Source organism: Streptococcus sp. HMSC34B10 (assembly GCF_001839505.1).
Lineage (GTDB): Bacteria > Bacillota > Bacilli > Lactobacillales > Streptococcaceae > Streptococcus > Streptococcus peroris.
This window is the reverse complement of sequence record NZ_KV841546.1, coordinates 49,269-66,233: the sequence shown is the minus strand read 5'-3', so window position 1 is coordinate 66,233 and position 16,965 is coordinate 49,269. Positions and strand designations below refer to the sequence as shown.

At 40.6% G+C, this 16,965-nt stretch carries 30 protein-coding genes; all 30 read right to left on the bottom strand.

Features of this window, described 5'->3' with window-relative positions; all coding sequences use genetic code 11:
* Positions 1-10 precede the first annotated feature (10 nt).
* Positions 11-127, bottom strand: coding sequence for a 50S ribosomal protein L36 (rpmJ, locus tag HMPREF3237_RS01765; RefSeq protein ID WP_001808836.1), 117 nt, complete (start codon positions 125-127; stop codon positions 11-13).
* Positions 128-151: 24 nt separating this feature from the next.
* Positions 152-370: a translation initiation factor IF-1 gene (gene infA, locus HMPREF3237_RS01760; protein ID WP_001029883.1), complete on the bottom strand. Its 219-nt coding sequence runs from the start codon at positions 368-370 to the stop codon at positions 152-154.
* A 117-nt stretch (positions 371-487) separates the two neighbouring features.
* A complete protein-coding gene (locus HMPREF3237_RS01755; protein ID WP_070888629.1) occupies positions 488-1,126 on the bottom strand; it encodes an adenylate kinase in 639 nt (212 codons plus the stop codon).
* Positions 1,127-1,280: 154 nt separating this feature from the next.
* Complete coding sequence (gene secY, locus HMPREF3237_RS01750) at positions 1,281-2,591, bottom strand: preprotein translocase subunit SecY (RefSeq protein ID WP_006144715.1); 1,311 nt, start codon at positions 2,589-2,591, stop codon at positions 1,281-1,283.
* 12 nt (positions 2,592-2,603) lie between these two features.
* Entirely contained in the window at positions 2,604-3,044 is a 441-nt protein-coding gene (gene rplO, locus HMPREF3237_RS01745) for a 50S ribosomal protein L15 (protein ID WP_025168561.1), read from the bottom strand.
* A 145-nt stretch (positions 3,045-3,189) separates the two neighbouring features.
* Complete coding sequence (gene rpmD / locus HMPREF3237_RS01740; RefSeq protein WP_000057241.1) at positions 3,190-3,372, bottom strand: 50S ribosomal protein L30; 183 nt, start codon at positions 3,370-3,372, stop codon at positions 3,190-3,192.
* A 13-nt stretch (positions 3,373-3,385) separates the two neighbouring features.
* Positions 3,386-3,880 carry a 30S ribosomal protein S5 gene (gene rpsE / locus HMPREF3237_RS01735; RefSeq protein ID WP_004251100.1) on the bottom strand — a complete coding sequence of 165 codons (495 nt, stop codon included), beginning with the start codon at positions 3,878-3,880 and terminating at the stop codon, positions 3,386-3,388.
* A gap of 17 nt (positions 3,881-3,897) precedes the next feature.
* The gene (gene rplR, locus HMPREF3237_RS01730; protein ID WP_025168560.1) at positions 3,898-4,254 is read right to left on the bottom strand and encodes a 50S ribosomal protein L18; all 357 of its coding nucleotides are present in this window, start codon (positions 4,252-4,254) and stop codon (positions 3,898-3,900) included.
* Positions 4,255-4,337: 83 nt separating this feature from the next.
* Positions 4,338-4,874, bottom strand: coding sequence for a 50S ribosomal protein L6 (rplF, locus tag HMPREF3237_RS01725; RefSeq protein WP_006144712.1), 537 nt, complete (start codon positions 4,872-4,874; stop codon positions 4,338-4,340).
* A gap of 321 nt (positions 4,875-5,195) precedes the next feature.
* Positions 5,196-5,594 carry a 30S ribosomal protein S8 gene (rpsH, locus tag HMPREF3237_RS01720; RefSeq protein ID WP_006144711.1) on the bottom strand — a complete coding sequence of 133 codons (399 nt, stop codon included), beginning with the start codon at positions 5,592-5,594 and terminating at the stop codon, positions 5,196-5,198.
* 213 nt (positions 5,595-5,807) lie between these two features.
* Complete coding sequence (locus HMPREF3237_RS01715) at positions 5,808-5,993, bottom strand: type Z 30S ribosomal protein S14 (RefSeq protein ID WP_001085699.1); 186 nt, start codon at positions 5,991-5,993, stop codon at positions 5,808-5,810.
* Between the two features lie 17 nt (positions 5,994-6,010).
* Positions 6,011-6,553: a 50S ribosomal protein L5 gene (rplE, locus tag HMPREF3237_RS01710; RefSeq protein ID WP_000013542.1), complete on the bottom strand. Its 543-nt coding sequence runs from the start codon at positions 6,551-6,553 to the stop codon at positions 6,011-6,013.
* Positions 6,554-6,576: 23 nt separating this feature from the next.
* On the bottom strand, positions 6,577-6,882 hold the full coding sequence (rplX, locus tag HMPREF3237_RS01705) for a 50S ribosomal protein L24 (protein WP_000497691.1): 306 nt from the start codon (positions 6,880-6,882) through the stop codon (positions 6,577-6,579).
* A 71-nt stretch (positions 6,883-6,953) separates the two neighbouring features.
* On the bottom strand, positions 6,954-7,322 hold the full coding sequence (gene rplN, locus HMPREF3237_RS01700) for a 50S ribosomal protein L14 (protein ID WP_000616547.1): 369 nt from the start codon (positions 7,320-7,322) through the stop codon (positions 6,954-6,956).
* A gap of 25 nt (positions 7,323-7,347) precedes the next feature.
* Positions 7,348-7,608: a 30S ribosomal protein S17 gene (gene rpsQ / locus HMPREF3237_RS01695; protein ID WP_000440801.1), complete on the bottom strand. Its 261-nt coding sequence runs from the start codon at positions 7,606-7,608 to the stop codon at positions 7,348-7,350.
* Between the two features lie 23 nt (positions 7,609-7,631).
* Positions 7,632-7,838, bottom strand: a complete 207-nt coding sequence (rpmC, locus tag HMPREF3237_RS01690; protein ID WP_000772918.1) for a 50S ribosomal protein L29 — start codon at positions 7,836-7,838, stop codon at positions 7,632-7,634.
* A gap of 9 nt (positions 7,839-7,847) precedes the next feature.
* Positions 7,848-8,261: a 50S ribosomal protein L16 gene (gene rplP / locus HMPREF3237_RS01685; RefSeq protein ID WP_070888628.1), complete on the bottom strand. Its 414-nt coding sequence runs from the start codon at positions 8,259-8,261 to the stop codon at positions 7,848-7,850.
* A gap of 3 nt (positions 8,262-8,264) precedes the next feature.
* A complete protein-coding gene (rpsC, locus tag HMPREF3237_RS01680; protein ID WP_000529936.1) occupies positions 8,265-8,918 on the bottom strand; it encodes a 30S ribosomal protein S3 in 654 nt (217 codons plus the stop codon).
* Positions 8,919-8,930: 12 nt separating this feature from the next.
* Positions 8,931-9,275, bottom strand: a complete 345-nt coding sequence (rplV, locus tag HMPREF3237_RS01675; protein ID WP_070888627.1) for a 50S ribosomal protein L22 — start codon at positions 9,273-9,275, stop codon at positions 8,931-8,933.
* Positions 9,276-9,286: 11 nt separating this feature from the next.
* Positions 9,287-9,568, bottom strand: coding sequence for a 30S ribosomal protein S19 (gene rpsS, locus HMPREF3237_RS01670; protein WP_000533766.1), 282 nt, complete (start codon positions 9,566-9,568; stop codon positions 9,287-9,289).
* Between the two features lie 104 nt (positions 9,569-9,672).
* Complete coding sequence (gene rplB, locus HMPREF3237_RS01665; RefSeq protein ID WP_070888626.1) at positions 9,673-10,506, bottom strand: 50S ribosomal protein L2; 834 nt, start codon at positions 10,504-10,506, stop codon at positions 9,673-9,675.
* A 17-nt stretch (positions 10,507-10,523) separates the two neighbouring features.
* Complete coding sequence (locus HMPREF3237_RS01660) at positions 10,524-10,820, bottom strand: 50S ribosomal protein L23 (protein WP_070888625.1); 297 nt, start codon at positions 10,818-10,820, stop codon at positions 10,524-10,526.
* The gene (gene rplD / locus HMPREF3237_RS01655; RefSeq protein ID WP_006144704.1) at positions 10,820-11,443 is read right to left on the bottom strand and encodes a 50S ribosomal protein L4; all 624 of its coding nucleotides are present in this window, start codon (positions 11,441-11,443) and stop codon (positions 10,820-10,822) included. The genes HMPREF3237_RS01660 and rplD overlap by 1 nt, the downstream gene beginning before the upstream one ends.
* Before the next feature lie 24 nt (positions 11,444-11,467).
* Positions 11,468-12,094 carry a 50S ribosomal protein L3 gene (gene rplC / locus HMPREF3237_RS01650; protein WP_000160197.1) on the bottom strand — a complete coding sequence of 209 codons (627 nt, stop codon included), beginning with the start codon at positions 12,092-12,094 and terminating at the stop codon, positions 11,468-11,470.
* 82 nt (positions 12,095-12,176) lie between these two features.
* A complete protein-coding gene (rpsJ, locus tag HMPREF3237_RS01645; protein WP_001284513.1) occupies positions 12,177-12,485 on the bottom strand; it encodes a 30S ribosomal protein S10 in 309 nt (102 codons plus the stop codon).
* Positions 12,486-12,734: 249 nt separating this feature from the next.
* A complete protein-coding gene (locus HMPREF3237_RS01640; protein WP_006144661.1) occupies positions 12,735-13,373 on the bottom strand; it encodes a uridine kinase family protein in 639 nt (212 codons plus the stop codon).
* Positions 13,370-13,966, bottom strand: coding sequence for an anaerobic ribonucleoside-triphosphate reductase activating protein (gene nrdG / locus HMPREF3237_RS01635; RefSeq protein WP_006144660.1), 597 nt, complete (start codon positions 13,964-13,966; stop codon positions 13,370-13,372). The genes HMPREF3237_RS01640 and nrdG overlap by 4 nt, the downstream gene beginning before the upstream one ends.
* 4 nt (positions 13,967-13,970) lie before the next feature.
* Positions 13,971-14,471, bottom strand: a complete 501-nt coding sequence (locus HMPREF3237_RS01630; RefSeq protein WP_070888624.1) for a GNAT family N-acetyltransferase — start codon at positions 14,469-14,471, stop codon at positions 13,971-13,973.
* A gap of 38 nt (positions 14,472-14,509) precedes the next feature.
* Positions 14,510-14,650 carry a hypothetical protein gene (locus HMPREF3237_RS08975; protein ID WP_000521611.1) on the bottom strand — a complete coding sequence of 47 codons (141 nt, stop codon included), beginning with the start codon at positions 14,648-14,650 and terminating at the stop codon, positions 14,510-14,512.
* A gap of 15 nt (positions 14,651-14,665) precedes the next feature.
* Positions 14,666-16,867: an anaerobic ribonucleoside-triphosphate reductase gene (gene nrdD, locus HMPREF3237_RS01620; protein WP_070888623.1), complete on the bottom strand. Its 2,202-nt coding sequence runs from the start codon at positions 16,865-16,867 to the stop codon at positions 14,666-14,668.
* Between the last annotated feature and the right edge of the window lie 98 nt (positions 16,868-16,965).

The window sequence follows — 16,965 nt, the reverse complement described above, 5'->3', positions numbered from 1 at the left end:
CCTTTCTATCTTATCCTTGACGTTGTTTGTGTTTTGGATTTGCTGGGCAAATTACCATAACACGACCATTACGACGAATTACTTTACAGTATTCGCAAATTGGTTTGACCGATGGTCTTACTTTCATTTCTTATCCCTCCAAGTTTTTCGATTATTTAAAGCGGTAAGTGATACGTCCACGTGTCAAGTCATATGGACTCATTTCAACAGTAACACGATCTCCCGCTAAAATACGAATATAGTTTTTACGAATTTTACCAGAAACTGTTGCTAAAATCTGATGTCCATTTTCAAGTTCAACCGTAAACATTGCATTCGGCATCGTATCGACTACTTTGCCTTCAACTTCAATCACATCGTCTTTTGCCACGCAAAAGTACCTCCCTAAATTTCGATTTGATGCCTCTAGACACAGAGACAACAATTATAAGTCAGACTAACTCAGTATAACATTTGTCAAGACATTTTGCAAGCCTGAAAAACGCTTTTATTTCAAATTTGTCAATACCTTTTCGATATCTTTAAAGACATCATTGATATCTTGGTTGCCTTCGATATCATGTACTAGACCTTTAGCACGATAGTGAGCAATGATTGGTTCACCTTGAGCAATATTGACATCCAAACGACGCTTAACTGTCTCAGGTTTATCATCTTCACGTTGGTAATAATCTTCCTCTTTGTAATCAACTGGTGGGTTGAATACTTTATGGAAAGTTTCGCCAGTTTCACGATGAATGATACGACCACTCAAACGTTCAAGTAGGCAAGATGGATCTACTTCGATGTTGATAACACCTTCAAGTTTAATTCCAAGTTCAGCCAATGTTTTATCTAAGGCATGAGCTTGCTCAATTGTACGTGGGTATCCATCCAACAAGAAACCAGTTTCTTTAATATCATCTTGAGAAAGACGTTCTTTAACAATTCCATTTGTAACTTCATCTGGAACCAATTCGCCTTTGTCAATATACGACTTAGCTAACACACCCATTTCAGTTTGGTTAGCCATTGCTGCACGAAACATATCACCTGTTGAGATGTGGGCAACGTGAAATTCTTCAACAATTTTTGCTGCTTGTGTTCCCTTACCTGCTCCAGGCAAACCCATAATCAAAAGATTCATGATCCAATCTCCTTTTTTATTTTTAAATAGAAGCAAAAATTCATTTCAACTCCTATTTAAAAACAAAATAGAAGAGGGGAGTTAAAAATCTGACAAGGTCTTTGATTTTTACACTCCACTCTCTGAGCAATAGTGAATTTTATTTTCTATACAATTATTCTGTTGTATCTAAGAAACCAACATACTTACGTTTCAATAGATAACCTTCCAATTGTTTTATTCCTTCAATACCTGTAGAGATAATGATTAGCAAACTTGTTCCCCCAAAAGCAACAACCTCTGAAAGGCCAAATAAATCTTTAGCTACGATAGGTAAGATAGAAATAACACCTAGGAAGAGGGATCCGACAGTTGCGAGACGACGAAGAAGTTTTGACATATATTCTTCTGTCCCTTTACCAGGACGGACACCGTGGATGTAAGCGCCACTCTTTTGTAAATTTTCTGCCGCTTTCTCTGGATTAATCTGTACAAATGTATAGAAGAATGTAAAGAGAATAATCAACAGAGCATACAAAGCAACACCTGAAGGCGTCGATGTAGATACCAACTCTTGAGCTGTTTTTACCCACTCCCAGTTAAGACCAGATGCACTTACAAATTGTAGAATTGCTGCCGGTGCTGCTGTAATGGAGCTGGCAAAGATAACCGGGATAACCCCAGCAGGGTTAATCTTTAAAGGAAGATAAGAACTTGATGGTGCACCTTGAGCTACCTTTGTATACTGAATTGGAATCTTGTATTTAGCTTGTTCAACGTAAGTTGTAAAGTAAACAATCAACAAAACAGCGATGATTAAGATAGCAACAAAAATGAGAGACGATGTCAAGCGACTACTTGGAACGTTGACAAAGTAATCCACATAGATGCCTTTAACCATATCAGGAATTGAAGCAACAATCCCTGCAAAGATAATCATTGAAACACCATTCCCATATCCCTTATCTGTGATTTGCTCTCCAAGCCAGGTCACAATCATGCTTCCTGCTGTTAAGATGGCTCCAATTACTAGGAATACTTGTGGTGTAAGTGGTACAGTCAAAAGTTTAGCTCCAGATAGAGCATTAAAACCGGCAGTAATCCCAACTGATTGCACAAATGCAAGCACTAATGCAATGTATCGAGTTGCTTGGTTTAACTTTCTACGACCAACTTCCCCTTGTTTGCCCCACTCTACAAATTTTGGTAATAAATCCATCTGCAAGAGTTGGACGACGATTGAGGCTGTAATGTAAGGACTAACTCCCAGAGCAAAAACTGAGAAGTTTTTCATGGCATTCCCTGACACTAAGCTCAACATATTTAAAAAGGATAGTCCACTCAAAGCGTTCAAGCTATTTGCATTTACCCATGGCACAGTGATACTAGTACCAATTCGAAATACAAATACGATAAAAATTGTAAATAAAATTTTTGATCGAACTTGTTTAACTTTGAATGCTTCTCTCAATAATTTAAAAAACATAGGTCACCTCTCTTAGATGACTTCAACAGAACCACCTTTAGCAGTGATAGCTTCTTCAGCTGATTTAGAGAATTTAGCAGCTTTAACAGTCAATTTCTTGGTTAACTCACCGTTACCAAGAATCTTGATACCTGATTTTTCAGCTTTAACAATTCCTGATTCTACAAGTACAACTGGAGTTACTTCTGCACCATCTTCAAAGATGTTCAATTGGTCAAGGTTTACAATAGCATATTCTTTAGCGTTGATGTTTGTAAATCCACGTTTTGGAAGACGACGGAACAATGGAGTTTGTCCACCTTCAAAACCAAGACGTACACCGCCACCACTACGAGCCTTTTGCCCTTTTTGACCACGTCCTGATGTTTTACCATTACCTGATGAAGTACCACGACCAACACGGTTACGAGTTTTACGAGAACCTTCTGCAGGTTTCAATTCATGAAGTTTCATTGTATATTTTCTCCTCTTTTGTAAAATGCTAGCGCCGATAAAGGAGAAAAGGTTGTCTCCTTTATCAACTCGCCTATACTGTGTCATCTATGATGACTATATCTAGTTTTAGGGGATGGTCATATGCACATCCCCTAAACAATCATTAGTTTACTTCTTCAACTGTTACCAAGTGAGATACTGCAGTAATCATACCACGGATAGCAGCGTTATCTTCTTTAATAACAGAGCTGTTCAATTTGCCAAGTCCAAGTGCTACAACAGTTTTACGTTGTGATGGAATGCGTCCGATTGGAGACTTAGTCAAAGTAATTTTAATTTGAGCCATTTTATCCCCTTTCTTATGCCAAATCAGAAACTGAAATACCACGAAGGGCAGCAACTTCTTCAGCGCGTTTCAATTGTTTCAAACCTTCAACAGTTGCGCGAACAATGTTGATTGGAGTGTTAGAGCCAAGTGATTTAGATGTAATATCTGCCACACCTGCCAATTCCACAACGGCACGAACTGCACCGCCAGCGGCAACTCCAGAACCTTCCACAGCAGGTTTCAACAATACTTTAGCTCCACCGAATTCTGAAAGTACTTCGTGTGGAATTGTTGTCCCAACCATAGGAACTTCGATCAAGTTTTTCTTAGCATCTTCTACTGCTTTGCGGATTGCTTCTGGAACTTCTTGAGCTTTACCAGTACCAAATCCTACACGACCATTGCGGTCACCAACAACTACAAGAGCTGCAAAACGAAGACGACGTCCACCTTTAACAACTTTTGTAACACGGTTAACGGCAACTACGCGTTCTTCAAGTTCTACTGCATTGTCTTTAAATGCCATTTTCTAGTGTCCTCCTATTAGAATTTCAATCCGTTTTCACGAGCTGCATCAGCCAAAGCTTTCACACGTCCGTGATATAGATATCCACCGCGGTCGAACACCACTTCTGAAATACCTTTAGCATTTGCACGTTCTGCAACGAGTTTACCGACAGCAACGGCTTGTTCAGTTTTAGTTCCTTTTGAAACTTCTTTGTCAAGAGTTGAAGCACTTGCGAGCGTTACACCCGCTACGTCATCAATCACTTGAGCGTAGATGCCTGTATTAGAACGATAAACGTTCAAACGTGGGCGATCAGCAGTTCCAGAGAGTTTTCCGCGAACGCGACGGTGGCGTTTTTGGCGGAGTTTGTTTTTATCTGGTTTAGAAATCACAGTTTTCACCTCTTTAATTTTTAATTATGTGCTATGCACAAAGTTGGTAATGAGTTTGTCGGTTGACAACCAACCACTCAACATTATTTACCAGTTTTACCTTCTTTACGGCGAACATATTCACCAACGTAACGGATACCCTTACCTTTATAAGGTTCTGGTGAACGAAGGCTACGTACATAAGCAGCTGTTTGACCAACTACTTCTTTTGAAATTCCGTGAACAACGATTGTTGTTGGGTTTGGTAGTTCAAAAGTAATTCCTTCTGGAGCTTCAACTTCGTCTGGATGAGATTTACCAACAGCCAAAACAAGTTTAGATCCTTGAAGTTGTGCACGGTATCCAACCCCGCGCATTTCAAGTTCTTTCTTAAATCCTTCAGATACTCCAACAACCATGTTGTGCAAAAGAGCACGAGTTGTTCCATGGATTGTTTTCATTTCTTTTGTATCGTTTGGACGGTGAAGCGTTACTTCAGTTCCTTCCACACGGATATCGATATCTTTTGAGAACGTACGAGTAAGTTCTCCTTTAGGTCCTTTTACAGTTACAACGTTATCCTTGTTAGTGATTTCAACACCAGCAGGCAACGGAATAACTTTATTACCAATACGTGACATGTTTTTATTCTCCTGTTAAATTGTCAGGCCGCAAGCGACCAGTTTTCACGGGGAACTAAGATACAGAGGGCGTTATAAAGTCAAAGTGAAAATAGAAAACTTGACGAAGAAACTGGAGTTTCTAGGAAAGTTTATCTTTTTCACACAGACTTTAGCCCGTGTTCAATTAGTTCATTCATTAAATCAGATACTAAATTCGTTCATCAGCTGAACTGAACACGCTCTAAGAACTGTGCAAAATAGATAAGTTGGCTTATTTGTAAACAAACGGCTCCAACTTCCTAATTTTGCTTTGTTCTTTACGAGCTTTGTATCTTGATTTTACCAAACGTAAGCGATAACCTCTCCACCAACGTTCTTTTGGCGTGCTTCTTTATCAGTAAGCAAACCTTCAGAAGTTGAAAGGATAGCAATTCCAAGACCGTTAAGTACTTTTGGAAGATCTTCACGTTTTTTGTAAACACGAAGTCCTGGTTTAGAAACACGTTTCAAGTTAGTGATAACTCGTTCACCGTTAGTTCCGTATTTAAGGAATACACGGATGATGCCTTGTTTGTCATCTTCGATGATTTCTACGTTCTTAACAAAACCTTCGCGTTTAAGGATTTCAGCAATCCCTTTTTTGATGTTTGATGCAGGTACTTCAAGTACTTCGTGTTTTGCTTGGTTAGCGTTACGAATACGAGTTAGGAAGTCTGCGATTGGGTCAGTCATAACCATTTTATTTTTCTCCTCTTACTAGTAGTTTGCAAGTTGCACTTGCTAGTTAATGATTGAGCTAGGCTCAGATAGTGTTGACACATTCAAACGAGATTATTCTCATTTGAACACGAGCTACAACCTGTGCAAAAAAGATAGATTTGTTTTGGAGCATCGCTCCTGTACCAAATCTCCTATTTTTGCTGGGGTTGTTACGCTCTTTGTATCATAATATTACCAAGATGCTTTTGTTACACCAGGGATTTGACCTTTGTATGCCAATTCACGGAAGCAAACACGGCAAAGTTTAAACTTGCGGTAAACTGAGTGTGGACGTCCACAACGTTCACAGCGAGTGTATGCTTGAGTAGAGAACTTCGCTGGGCGTTTGTTCTTAGCAATCATAGATTTTTTAGCCATTAGTTATACCTCCTATATTATTTTGCAAAAGGCATTCCAAGGCCTGTAAGCAATGCACGTGACTCTTCGTCAGTGTTAGCAGTAGTTACGATAACGATGTCAAGACCACGAGTTTTGTCAACGTCATCAAAGTTGATTTCTGGGAAAATCAATTGTTCCTTCACACCAAGTGTGTAGTTTCCGCGTCCGTCAAATGATTTTGTTGGAACACCATGGAAGTCACGCACACGTGGAAGTGAAACTGAAACCAATTTATCCAAGAATTCATACATACGTTCACCACGAAGGGTAACTTTTGCACCGATCGCAACACCTTCACGAAGACGGAAGCCGGCGATTGATTTTTTAGCTTTAGTGATAAGTGGTTTTTGACCTGAGATAAGTGCCAATTCTTCAGCAGCTTTTTCAAGGCTTTTAGCGTTTGATACAGCTTCACCAACACCCATGTTCAAAACGATCTTATCTACTTTAGGCACAGCCATCACTGATGAGTAGTTAAATTGTTCTGTCAAAGCAGGAACTACTTCATTAAGATATTTTTCTTTTAAACGATTTGCCATTATACTTCTCCTTTCCTTCGTGATTAATCAAGCACTTCGCCTGATTTTTTGTTGTAGCGAACTTTTTTACCGTCTACAAATTTGTAACCAACACGACCAGCTACACCATTTTTGTCCAAAACTTGAACGTTTGATACGTGGATAGCTGCTTCCTTCTCGATGATACCACCTTGAGGAAGTTCGTTAGTTGGACGTTGATGTTTCTTAACGATGTTAACACCTTCAACGATAACTTTGTTTACTTTTGGAAGGGCAGTAAGGACAACAGCTTCTGTCCCCTTATCTTTACCAGCGATTACGCGAACTTTGTCGCCTTTTTTTACAAACATTTATTTCTCCTTTTATTCTTACGCCCAAAGGGCACCCTGGCTAAGCCAGGGGACTGTGTTTGTTTTATTGATTAAAGTACTTCTGGAGCAAGTGACACGATCTTCATGAAGCCACCTTCACGCAATTCACGTGCAACAGGGCCAAAGATACGTGTTCCGCGAGGAGTTTTGTCGTCACGGATGATAACTGCTGCATTTTCGTCAAATTTGATGTAAGAACCATCAGCACGACGAGCACCTGATTTAGTACGAACGATAACTGCTTTAACAACGTCACCTTTTTTAACCGCACCACCAGGAGTAGCTTGTTTTACAGATGCCACAATAACATCACCGATGTTCGCGAATTTACGTTTAGAACCACCAAGAACTTTGATAGTCAAGATTTCACGTGCACCGCTATTGTCTGCGACTTTCAAACGAGTTTCTGTTTGAATCATTTCAGTTTTCTCCTTTCAGGTTTGATTAGATGATAACCGCTTCTTCAACAACTTCTACAAGACGGAAACGTTTTGTAGCTGAAAGCGGACGAGTTTCCATGATACGTACAATATCGCCTTCTTTGGCAACATTGTTTTCATCATGCGCTTTGTATTTTTTTGAGTAGTTAATACGTTTACCATAGACTGGGTGGTTACGTTTTGTTTCAACTACAACTGTGATTGTCTTGTCCATTTTGTCAGATACAACACGTCCAACAAGAACTTTACGATTATTGCGTTCCATTGAAATTCTCCTTCCCTAGTCTATTATTTCGCTTCAGATTGAACTGTTTTGATACGAGCGATTTGTTTTTTAACTTCTTTCAAGCGAGCTGTTTGTTCTAATTGACCAGTAGCAGCTTGGAAACGAAGTTCAAACAATTCTTTTTTCAATTCGTTTTCGCGCTTCGCGAGTTCTTCTTGAGAAAGACCACGAAGTTCTTTAACAAATTCTTTTACTTCATTAAGTTTCATGCCTTCTCCTTATTCTGCTTCACGTTTTACGAATTTAGTTTTAACTGGCAATTTGTGGCCTGCAAGACGAAGCGCTTCGCGAGCAATCTCTTCAGATACACCAGCGATTTCAAACATCACTTTACCACGTTTAACTGGTGCTACCCAACCTTCAGGAGCCCCTTTACCAGATCCCATACGAACCCCGATAGCTTTTGCTGTGTACGATTTGTGAGGGAAGATTTTAATCCAAACTTTACCACCACGTTTCATGTAACGAGTCATGGCGATACGAGCAGCCTCGATTTGGCGGTTAGTGATCCAGTGGCTAGTTGTAGCTTGAAGGCCGTATTCACCAAATGCTACTTCTTTTCCACCTTTAGCTTCACCGCGCATTTTACCACGGAATTCACGACGGTGTTTAACACGTTTAGGTACTAACATTGGTTATTTACCTCCTTTAGTGTTTTTACGAGCTGGAAGAACTTCACCACGGTAGATCCATACTTTAACACCAAGTTTACCGTATGTAGTATCTGCTTCTTCCCAAGCGTAATCGATATCTGCACGAAGTGTGTGAAGTGGAACTGTTCCTTCAGAGTATCCTTCAGCACGGGCGATATCTGCACCGTTCAAACGACCTGATACTTGAGTTTTGATTCCTTTAGCTCCAGCACGCATAGCACGTTGGATTGCTTGTTTTTGTGCACGACGGAAAGCAACACGTTGCTCCAATTGACGAGCAATTCCTTCACCAACAAGGTGAGCATCCAAATCAGGTTGTTTGATTTCGATGATGTTGATGTGTACTTGTTTTCCAGTCAATTTGTTAAGTTTAGCGCGAAGTGCATCAACGTTAGCGCCACCTTTACCGATAACCATACCTGGTTTAGCAGTGTGAAGTGAAACGTTAACTTTGTTTACTGCGCGTTCAATTTCGATTGTTGAAACTGCTGCATCAGCAAGTTCTTTTTGAACGAATTTACGGATTGCAAGATCTTCATGAAGGTAATCCGCGTATTCTTTTTCAGCATACCATTTGGCATCCCAATCACGGATGATGCCGACACGCATACCAATTGGATGTACTTTTTGTCCCACGATTTTACCTCCTTATTTTTCTGCAACAGCTACAGTAATATGAGCTGTACGTTTGTTGATTGGTGAAGCTGAACCTTTCGCACGTGGACGGAAACGTTTCATAGTTGGTCCTTCGTTTGCGAATGCCTCAGATACTACCAAGTTAGCTTTATCCAAACCAAAGTTGTTTTCAGCGTTAGCTACAGCTGAGTTCAAAACTTTCAAGATGACTTCAGCAGCTTTGTTTGGAGTGAATGTCAAAATTGCGATTGCATCGGCTACGCTTTTACCACGGATGTTATCAAGAACAAGACGTGATTTACGAGGTGAAACACGTACTGTGCGAGCCATTGCTTTAGCTGAAGTAATTTCTGCCATTTATGTTCTCCTTATTTTCTACGTGTTTTCTTATCGTCTGCAGCGTGACCTTTGTAAGTACGAGTTGGCGCAAATTCACCAAGCTTGTGACCTACCATGTCTTCTTGAATGTAAACAGGTACGTGTTTACGTCCATCGTATACTGCAATAGTGTAACCAATGAAACTTGGAAAGATCGTTGAACGACGTGACCAAGTTTTGATAACTTTTTTCTTTTCGTCGTTAGCTTGAGCTTCAACTTTTTTCATCAAATGCTCATCGACGAAAGGTCCTTTTTTAAGACTGCGTCCCATTTTTATATTTTCTCCTTTAAATTTTGTACCACAGCGGCTTGCGCTCACAAGGAGCGCTACCGAGCTGGCGGAATATTCTAGTAGCTTATGCGACTAGTTTTAAATTATTTCTCGTTGCGACGACGAACGATAAGTTTGTCAGATTTCGCTTTTTTGTTACGAGTTTTAAGACCAAGAGCAGGTTTGCCCCATGGAGTTGATGGTGCTTTACGACCAACTGGTGCTTTACCTTCACCACCACCGTGTGGGTGATCGTTAGGGTTCATTACAGAACCACGAACTGTTGGGCGGATACCTTTCCAACGGCTACGTCCTGCTTTACCAAGGTTTACAAGTCCATGTTGTTCGTTTCCGACAACACCAACTGTAGCACGACAAGTTCCAAGAATCATACGAACTTCACCTGATTGAAGACGAACAAGTACGTATTTACCTTCTTGACCCAATACTTGAGCTGATGCTCCAGCAGCACGTACCAATTCCCCACCACGACCTGGTTTCAACTCAATGTTGTGGACCAAAGTACCAACTGGGATGTTAGCAAGTGGAAGAGCGTTACCTACTTTGATATCTGCTTCAGGACCTGAAACGATACGTTGACCAACTTCAAGACCTTTTGGCGCGATAATGTATGCTTTCACACCGTCAGTGTAGTGTACAAGAGCGATGTTTGCAGAACGGTTTGGATCATACTCAATAGTTTGAACAACTGCTTCAACATTATCTTTGTTACGCTTGAAGTCAACCAAACGGTAGAAACGTTTGTGCCCACCACCTTGGTGACGAACTGTGATACGACCGTTGTTGTTACGACCAGCCTTGTTCTTCAAAGCAACAAGCAAAGTTTTTTCTGGTGTGCTTGTTGTGATTTCAGCGAAATCCAAAGAAGTCATATTACGGCGACCGTTTGATGTTGGTTTATAAACACGAATTCCCACGATATTTCCTCCTTAGATTATTCAGCTTCAGCAGCAAACAACTCGATTGCTTTTGAATCAGCTGTAAGTGTGATGATAGCTTTCTTAGTTTTGTTAGTAAAACCAGTATAACGTCCAACGCGTTTAGCTTTAGGTTTTACAGTGATTGTATTAACGTTGGCAACTTTTACGCCTTCAAAAGCAGCTTCAACAGCTTGCTTGATCAAAAGTTTGTGTGCACGAGTGTCAACTTCAAATACGTATTTTCCTGCTTCAAGTTGAGCCATTGTGCCTTCAGTGATAACAGGTTTTTTAATAACATCATACAAATTCATTATGCAAGAACCTCCTCGATTTTAGAGATAGCTGCTTGAGTAACAAGAAGTTTGTCACTATTTGCGATGTCAAGAACACTTGCAGTTGTAGCAGTCGCAACTTTCACATTTGGAAGGTTACGAGCTGAAAGAGCTGCGAATTCATTTCCTTCTTCAAGAATAACAAGGACTTTAGAATCGATGCTCAAAGCTGCAAGAACTTTTGCAAATTCAGCAGTTTTTGGAGCTGTAAATTCAAGAGAATCAACGGCTACAAATTTGTTTTCAGCAACTTTTTCTGAATAAACAGATTTAAGTGCAAGGCGACGAACTTTTTGAGGAAGTTTGTACGCATAGCTACGTGGAGTTGGCCCGAAGACGATTCCACCACCACGCCATTGTGGAGAGCGGATAGATCCTTGACGAGCACGTCCAGTTCCTTTTTGACGCCATGGTTTGCGTCCGCCACCTGAAACAGCAGAGCGGTTTTTAACTGCGTGAGTTCCTTGACGAAGGCTAGCACGTTGGCTAACGATGACATCAAACACAACTGATTCATTTGGTTCGATACCAAAGATTGCATCGTTAAGAACAACTTCGCCCGCTTGTTTCCCAGTTTGGTCGAATAATGTTACATTTGCCATTTTGACTGTATTCCCCTTTCCTTATTATTTACCAGCTTTAACTGCCGACTTGATTGTGATAAGAGATTTCTTAGCACCTGGTACGTTACCTTTAATAAGGATAACGTTCTTTTCTGGAACGACTTGTACAACTTCAAGGTTTTGAATGGTTACACGGTCGCCACCCATACGTCCTGCAAGGTTTTTACCTTTGAATACGCGGTTAGGTGCAACAGGTCCCATAGAACCTGGACGACGGTGGTAACGAGAACCGTGAGCCATAGGTCCACGTGATTGTCCGTGGCGTTTGATAACACCTTGGAAACCTTTACCTTTAGAAGTACCAGTTACGTCAACAACATCTCCAGCTGCGAAAGTTTCAACTGTGATTTCAGCACCAACTTCCAAGCCTTCAACGTTTTTGAATTCACGAATGAAGCGCTTAGGAGCCGTGTTAGCTTTTGCTACATGTCCTTTAGCAGGTTTGTTGCTCAATACTTCGCGTTTGTCATCGAAACCAACTTGGATAGCGTTGTAACCATCTGTTTCAACAGTTTTAACTTGAAGAACAACGTTTGGAGTTGCTTCGATAACTGTTACAGGGATCAATTCGCCAGCTTCAGTGAAGATTTGAGTCATTCCCACTTTTTTCCCTAAGATTCCTTTTGTCATGAGAAAATAGTTCCTTTTCTATATTTTTTATTCAAAAAGTTTTTAACGAGCGTTTTTCATGCTCAAGGTATCAAGCTTTAAATTAAAGTTTGATTTCTACGTTTACACCACTTGGAAGATCCAATTTCATCAAGGCATCAACTGTTTTTTGAGTTGGGTTAACGATATCGATCAAACGTTTGTGTGTACGCATTTCGAATTGTTCGCGAGAATCTTTATATTTATGAGTCGCACGAATGATTGTGTAGAGGCTACGTTCAGTTGGAAGTGGGATTGGACCCGCAACTTGTGCACCTGTACGAGTAGCTGATTCTACGATTTTTGCAGCCGCTGTGTCAAGTGTACGGTGTTCGTATGCTTTCAAACGGATACGGATTTTTTTGTTTGCCATCTTTTTCTCCTTTTCGTCTATTTAAGATAATAGGCTAGCTCCACAAGAAAACCGACGCGCGTTGCGTGGCAATGCAACCGAGCGTGTCGCAACCTCTTGCATCAAAGCTATAGCTGTTTTTACAGCACCATAATAGAATAACACAAACCCCTCGCGAATGCAAGGGGTTTGTAGCTGTTTTTTAAAATTTTTAGTATGAAAATGTTTTCGTATATTCCTGATCTAAAAAAGACAACCTATTCTCAATTTTTACATATCTTTTACTATTAAATTGTCTTTCTCTATTTGAAACTGATTTTGAGATTGATTAATTAACACATCCGCTTCTTTTTCTGTTTCTTGATAATATCGGCGATATTGTCCGCGTCGGATTTGATGAGTTTCACGAACAAACGAGGCCTCTCTTTTTCTCACAGTAGTGTCCCGAGCTAGACGACGTTCCAACTCAGTTTCATCATCCGTATAAAAACAAATGGTTAAATCAAATAAACGTTTAGGTAAATATGCAACGGACATTCCTTCTACAATCAACGTTGATTTCGAACCCGATAACACTTCACTTGCTTTCCACGGCTCTTCAATCGTCAATAAGTCCATGCCATTTTGTAGTGCTAGAATATCTCTTTCTAAACTTGCTAGTTCATGAGCTACAGGTAGGCAAGCCGTCACCTTCTGTTCTGTTGCTTCTTTCGGCACCACCAAATGTCTATAAGAGGTAATGTATGGATCTGTTTCTAACAGATTGACACTTTGCGGATCCAAAGCTTGGTACAGCTCTTTAGCAAAATAAGACTTTCCCGAAGCTCCATGCCCATAGATTCCAACCGTTTTTACTCTTCCTGATTCTATTTCTGATACTAGTCTTTCTATTAGCTCTTTTTTCTTCATTCTCTCTTCACCTGCTCATAGTTTTGCTTCCCATCGTTAAGCTTGTCCCAAATAACTACTTTTCCACTTTGTAGAGATTTTTGCACATCGATAATCCGCTGATTAGAAGAACCTCGGAACTGGAGCATGAGATTACGCTTGCTTTTGTCATACCGACCATCGACTAGGATATCAATCAGCGACAAGAGCTCCAGTTTATCAGGGGTTTCTAACATCATTTCTTCCCAAGTGTAGCCCGTCCAAGACCAGATATCTTTTTCTGGCAACTCTTTTCGAATACGTTTTACAAGGGGCAAAAGGATACCTGTATTTAGGAATGGTTCTCCTCCTAGCAAAGTCAATCCTTGAACATAGGGCTGGGCTAAGTCTGCCATGATTTGTTCTTCTAACTCTGGGGTATAAGGTATGCCTGCATTAAAGGACCAGGTTGCTACATTGTAACAACCTTCACAGTGAAACATGCAACCTGATACATAGAGAGAGTTGCGCACCCCTTCTCCATCCACAAAGTTAAAAGCCTTGTAATCGATGATGCGTCCTTTACTGAGCTCTTCACTCTTCCACTCGCCTGGTTTTGGTGTATTCCATGTCATACTTTTACCCCAACTCTATCCAATAACGCTCCGTTCCATTTTGAACATCCTCCAACTCTCCACCATTACCTAAGATAACCTCTCGACTGGCAGGATTTTCCGTACTACAAGTCACAAGCGCTCGTTTGATATTCTTTCCCTTAGCAACTTGTAGACCTTGTCGGAGGGACTCTTTGGCGTAGCCCTTGTCTCTTTCAGACGGGCGGATGGAATAGCCAATATGGCCCGCATGATTCAGCAACCCCTCATTCAGTCTCAACCGTAAATTTAAAAAACCTAAAGCATGACCTGATTCATCAAACAATACGAACTGAATTGATGGAACGCGATTTTCAGGCAAGTTTATTCCCATTTCTTTATTCAGGTTAGTTTCTAGCCAATTCTCGTAAGAAAAACCCTCAGCATCCCAAAAGCCACCGTCGTGGGCTGATTGGCCCTTTTCAAACTCTGCCATCATGTCTAAAACAGTCTCTTTATCTGCCAATGTCGGTCTGCGTAGTTCCATATTCCCCTCCCCGCTATAAGAAAAGCGAGAGGCAACTCTCACTTTTTCTTGTTTTTGTTTAAAAACTGTTCTCTAAGGCTAGCTACTCGGTCTTTTTTATTGACTCCACCCTTTGAATGCTTTTCGTGGAATCGTTGAACCAAAGCCTTGCCCTTATCGTCTAATTGATATTTTCCCATAATTCCTTTTCTTAGTTATACTTTATGACCAGGTGTCTTAATCGTTGAACCGTTCATGTGTTTCACACGCGCAGCGATTTCCTTGTGACGACCATTAACCATCGGACGAGCTTGCGGATTTCCAAGATAACCACAAGTTCGTTTGACTACATCTACCGTTTTTGGATCACTATTGCCACAATTTGGACAAACAAATCCTCTCTCAGTCGGAGTAAAATCTCCTTCAAAATCACACTTGTAACAGCGGTCAATTGGAGTATTGGTTCCGAGATAACCTACACGGTCATAAGCATAATCCCAAACAGCTTCCAAGGCCTTTGGATTTTGCTGAAGAACTGGGTACTCACAGTAGTGGATAAAACCACCTGATGCACCCGCTTCTGGATAAACCTTCTCGAAGTCCAATTTTTCAAAAGGAGTTGGATTTTTACGGACATCATAATGGAAACTATTCGTATAATATTCCTTATCAGTTATGTCCGGAACCTTTCCAAATTTTTCCGTATCCAGGCGACAGAAACGGTCGGTCAGACTTTCAGACGGCGTTGAATAAATAGAGAAGTGATAGCCATATTGGTCTGACCACTCTTCTACTCGATGTTTCATGTCTCGAATGATATCAAGGGTGAATTCTTTAGCTTCAGGATTGGTTTCCCAATTGTTTCCAAAGAAGACTGTCGCCACTTCATAAAGGCCGATATAGCCAAGCGAAACAGTCGCACGACGATTCTTAAAGAGTTGGTCAACACTTTCTTCCTTCCCAAGGCGATGACCAAAAGCTCCATATTGATAGAGGATAGGCGCATTAGCTGGAGTTGCCTCTTTCGTACGTTCCACTCGATAAACAAGTGCATCTTCAGCAATATTCATTCGTTCATTAAAGATTTCCCAGAACTTATTCATATCGCCTTCGGATTCAAGAGCAATACGTGGAAGATTGACCGTTACAACACCTAAGTTCATACGGCCTGAATTAACTTCTACCCCGTTTTCATCCTTCCATCCTTGAAGGAAAGAACGGCATCCCATTGGAACCTTGAAAGAACCTGTCAGCTCAACAATTTTATCGTAAGACAAAACATCCGGATACATCCGCTTGGTAGCGCACTCTAAAGCCAACTGCTTAATATCGTAGTTCGGAGTTCCTTCTTCTAAGTTTAATCCTCTTTTAAGGGTGAAGATTAGTTTAGGGAAGATAGCTGTACGGTGTTCTGAACCAAGACCTTTAATTCGAATATTCAAAATTGCCTTTTGAATTTCACGTTCAAAACGACTGGTTCCTAGACCAAAACCAAGCGATGTAAATGGTGTTTGCCCATTTGATGTGAAGAGAGTATTGATTTCATATTCAAGAGACTGCATGGCATCATAGATGTCTTTCTTTGTCTTTTTCCATGCATAATCTTCACGTTTTTCTGGCAACACCCATTCCTCTGCATCTTTGAGGTGTTTTTGATAATTTTTTTCTGCATAAGGCGCCAGAACTTCATCGATACGGTCAGCCGAGCAGCCACCATATTGGCTTGAAGCAACATTTGCGATGATCTGTGAAATCTGCGCTGTCGCAGTTTGGATAGACTTAGGGCTCTCTACCTCGGCATTCCCAATCTTGAAACCATTAGCAAGCATACCTTTGAAATCAATCAAACAACAGTTTGTCATCGGTGTGTAAGGGCTGTAGTCCAAATCGTGATAGTGGATATCTCCTTTTTGATGAGCATTGGCTACATGCTTAGGCAACATTTGCAAACCGATGGATTTTCCTACAATCCCTGCTGTTAAATCACGCTGGGTATTAAAGACATCACTATCCTTATTAGCATTTTCATTGACAACGGACTGATCTTTATTGAGAAGCTTATGAATGCTAAAGTTGATATCTGTCGCTTTTGAGCGCTCAAAATCCCTTTGAGTCCGATAAGTGATATACTCCTCAGCCAAGGCATACTCTTTAGCTTCCAACAACTCATGTTCTACGATGTTTTGGATTTCATAGATTTTTACACCTTGTGGGAAGCGGCTGTGAATCTCTGCGACAATACGCTCAACGAGAGTACTAAGTCGCTTTTCGACCAAGGGAGTCACATCCATAACCTTTTCAGCAGCCTTATGAAGCGCTTTGTCAATCTTATCTACATCAAAAATGACACGTCTGCCGTCACGCTTTTCAACGAATAAAGTTGGAGCAGGGGCAGCCTTCTCTTCCAGTACAATCATATCCACACCCTTTTCTTAAATATAATATTGATTCTAAAAAGTATTATATCACTAAAAAAATAAAAATCAATATCTTGTGTAAGAAAATAAAAATTTTT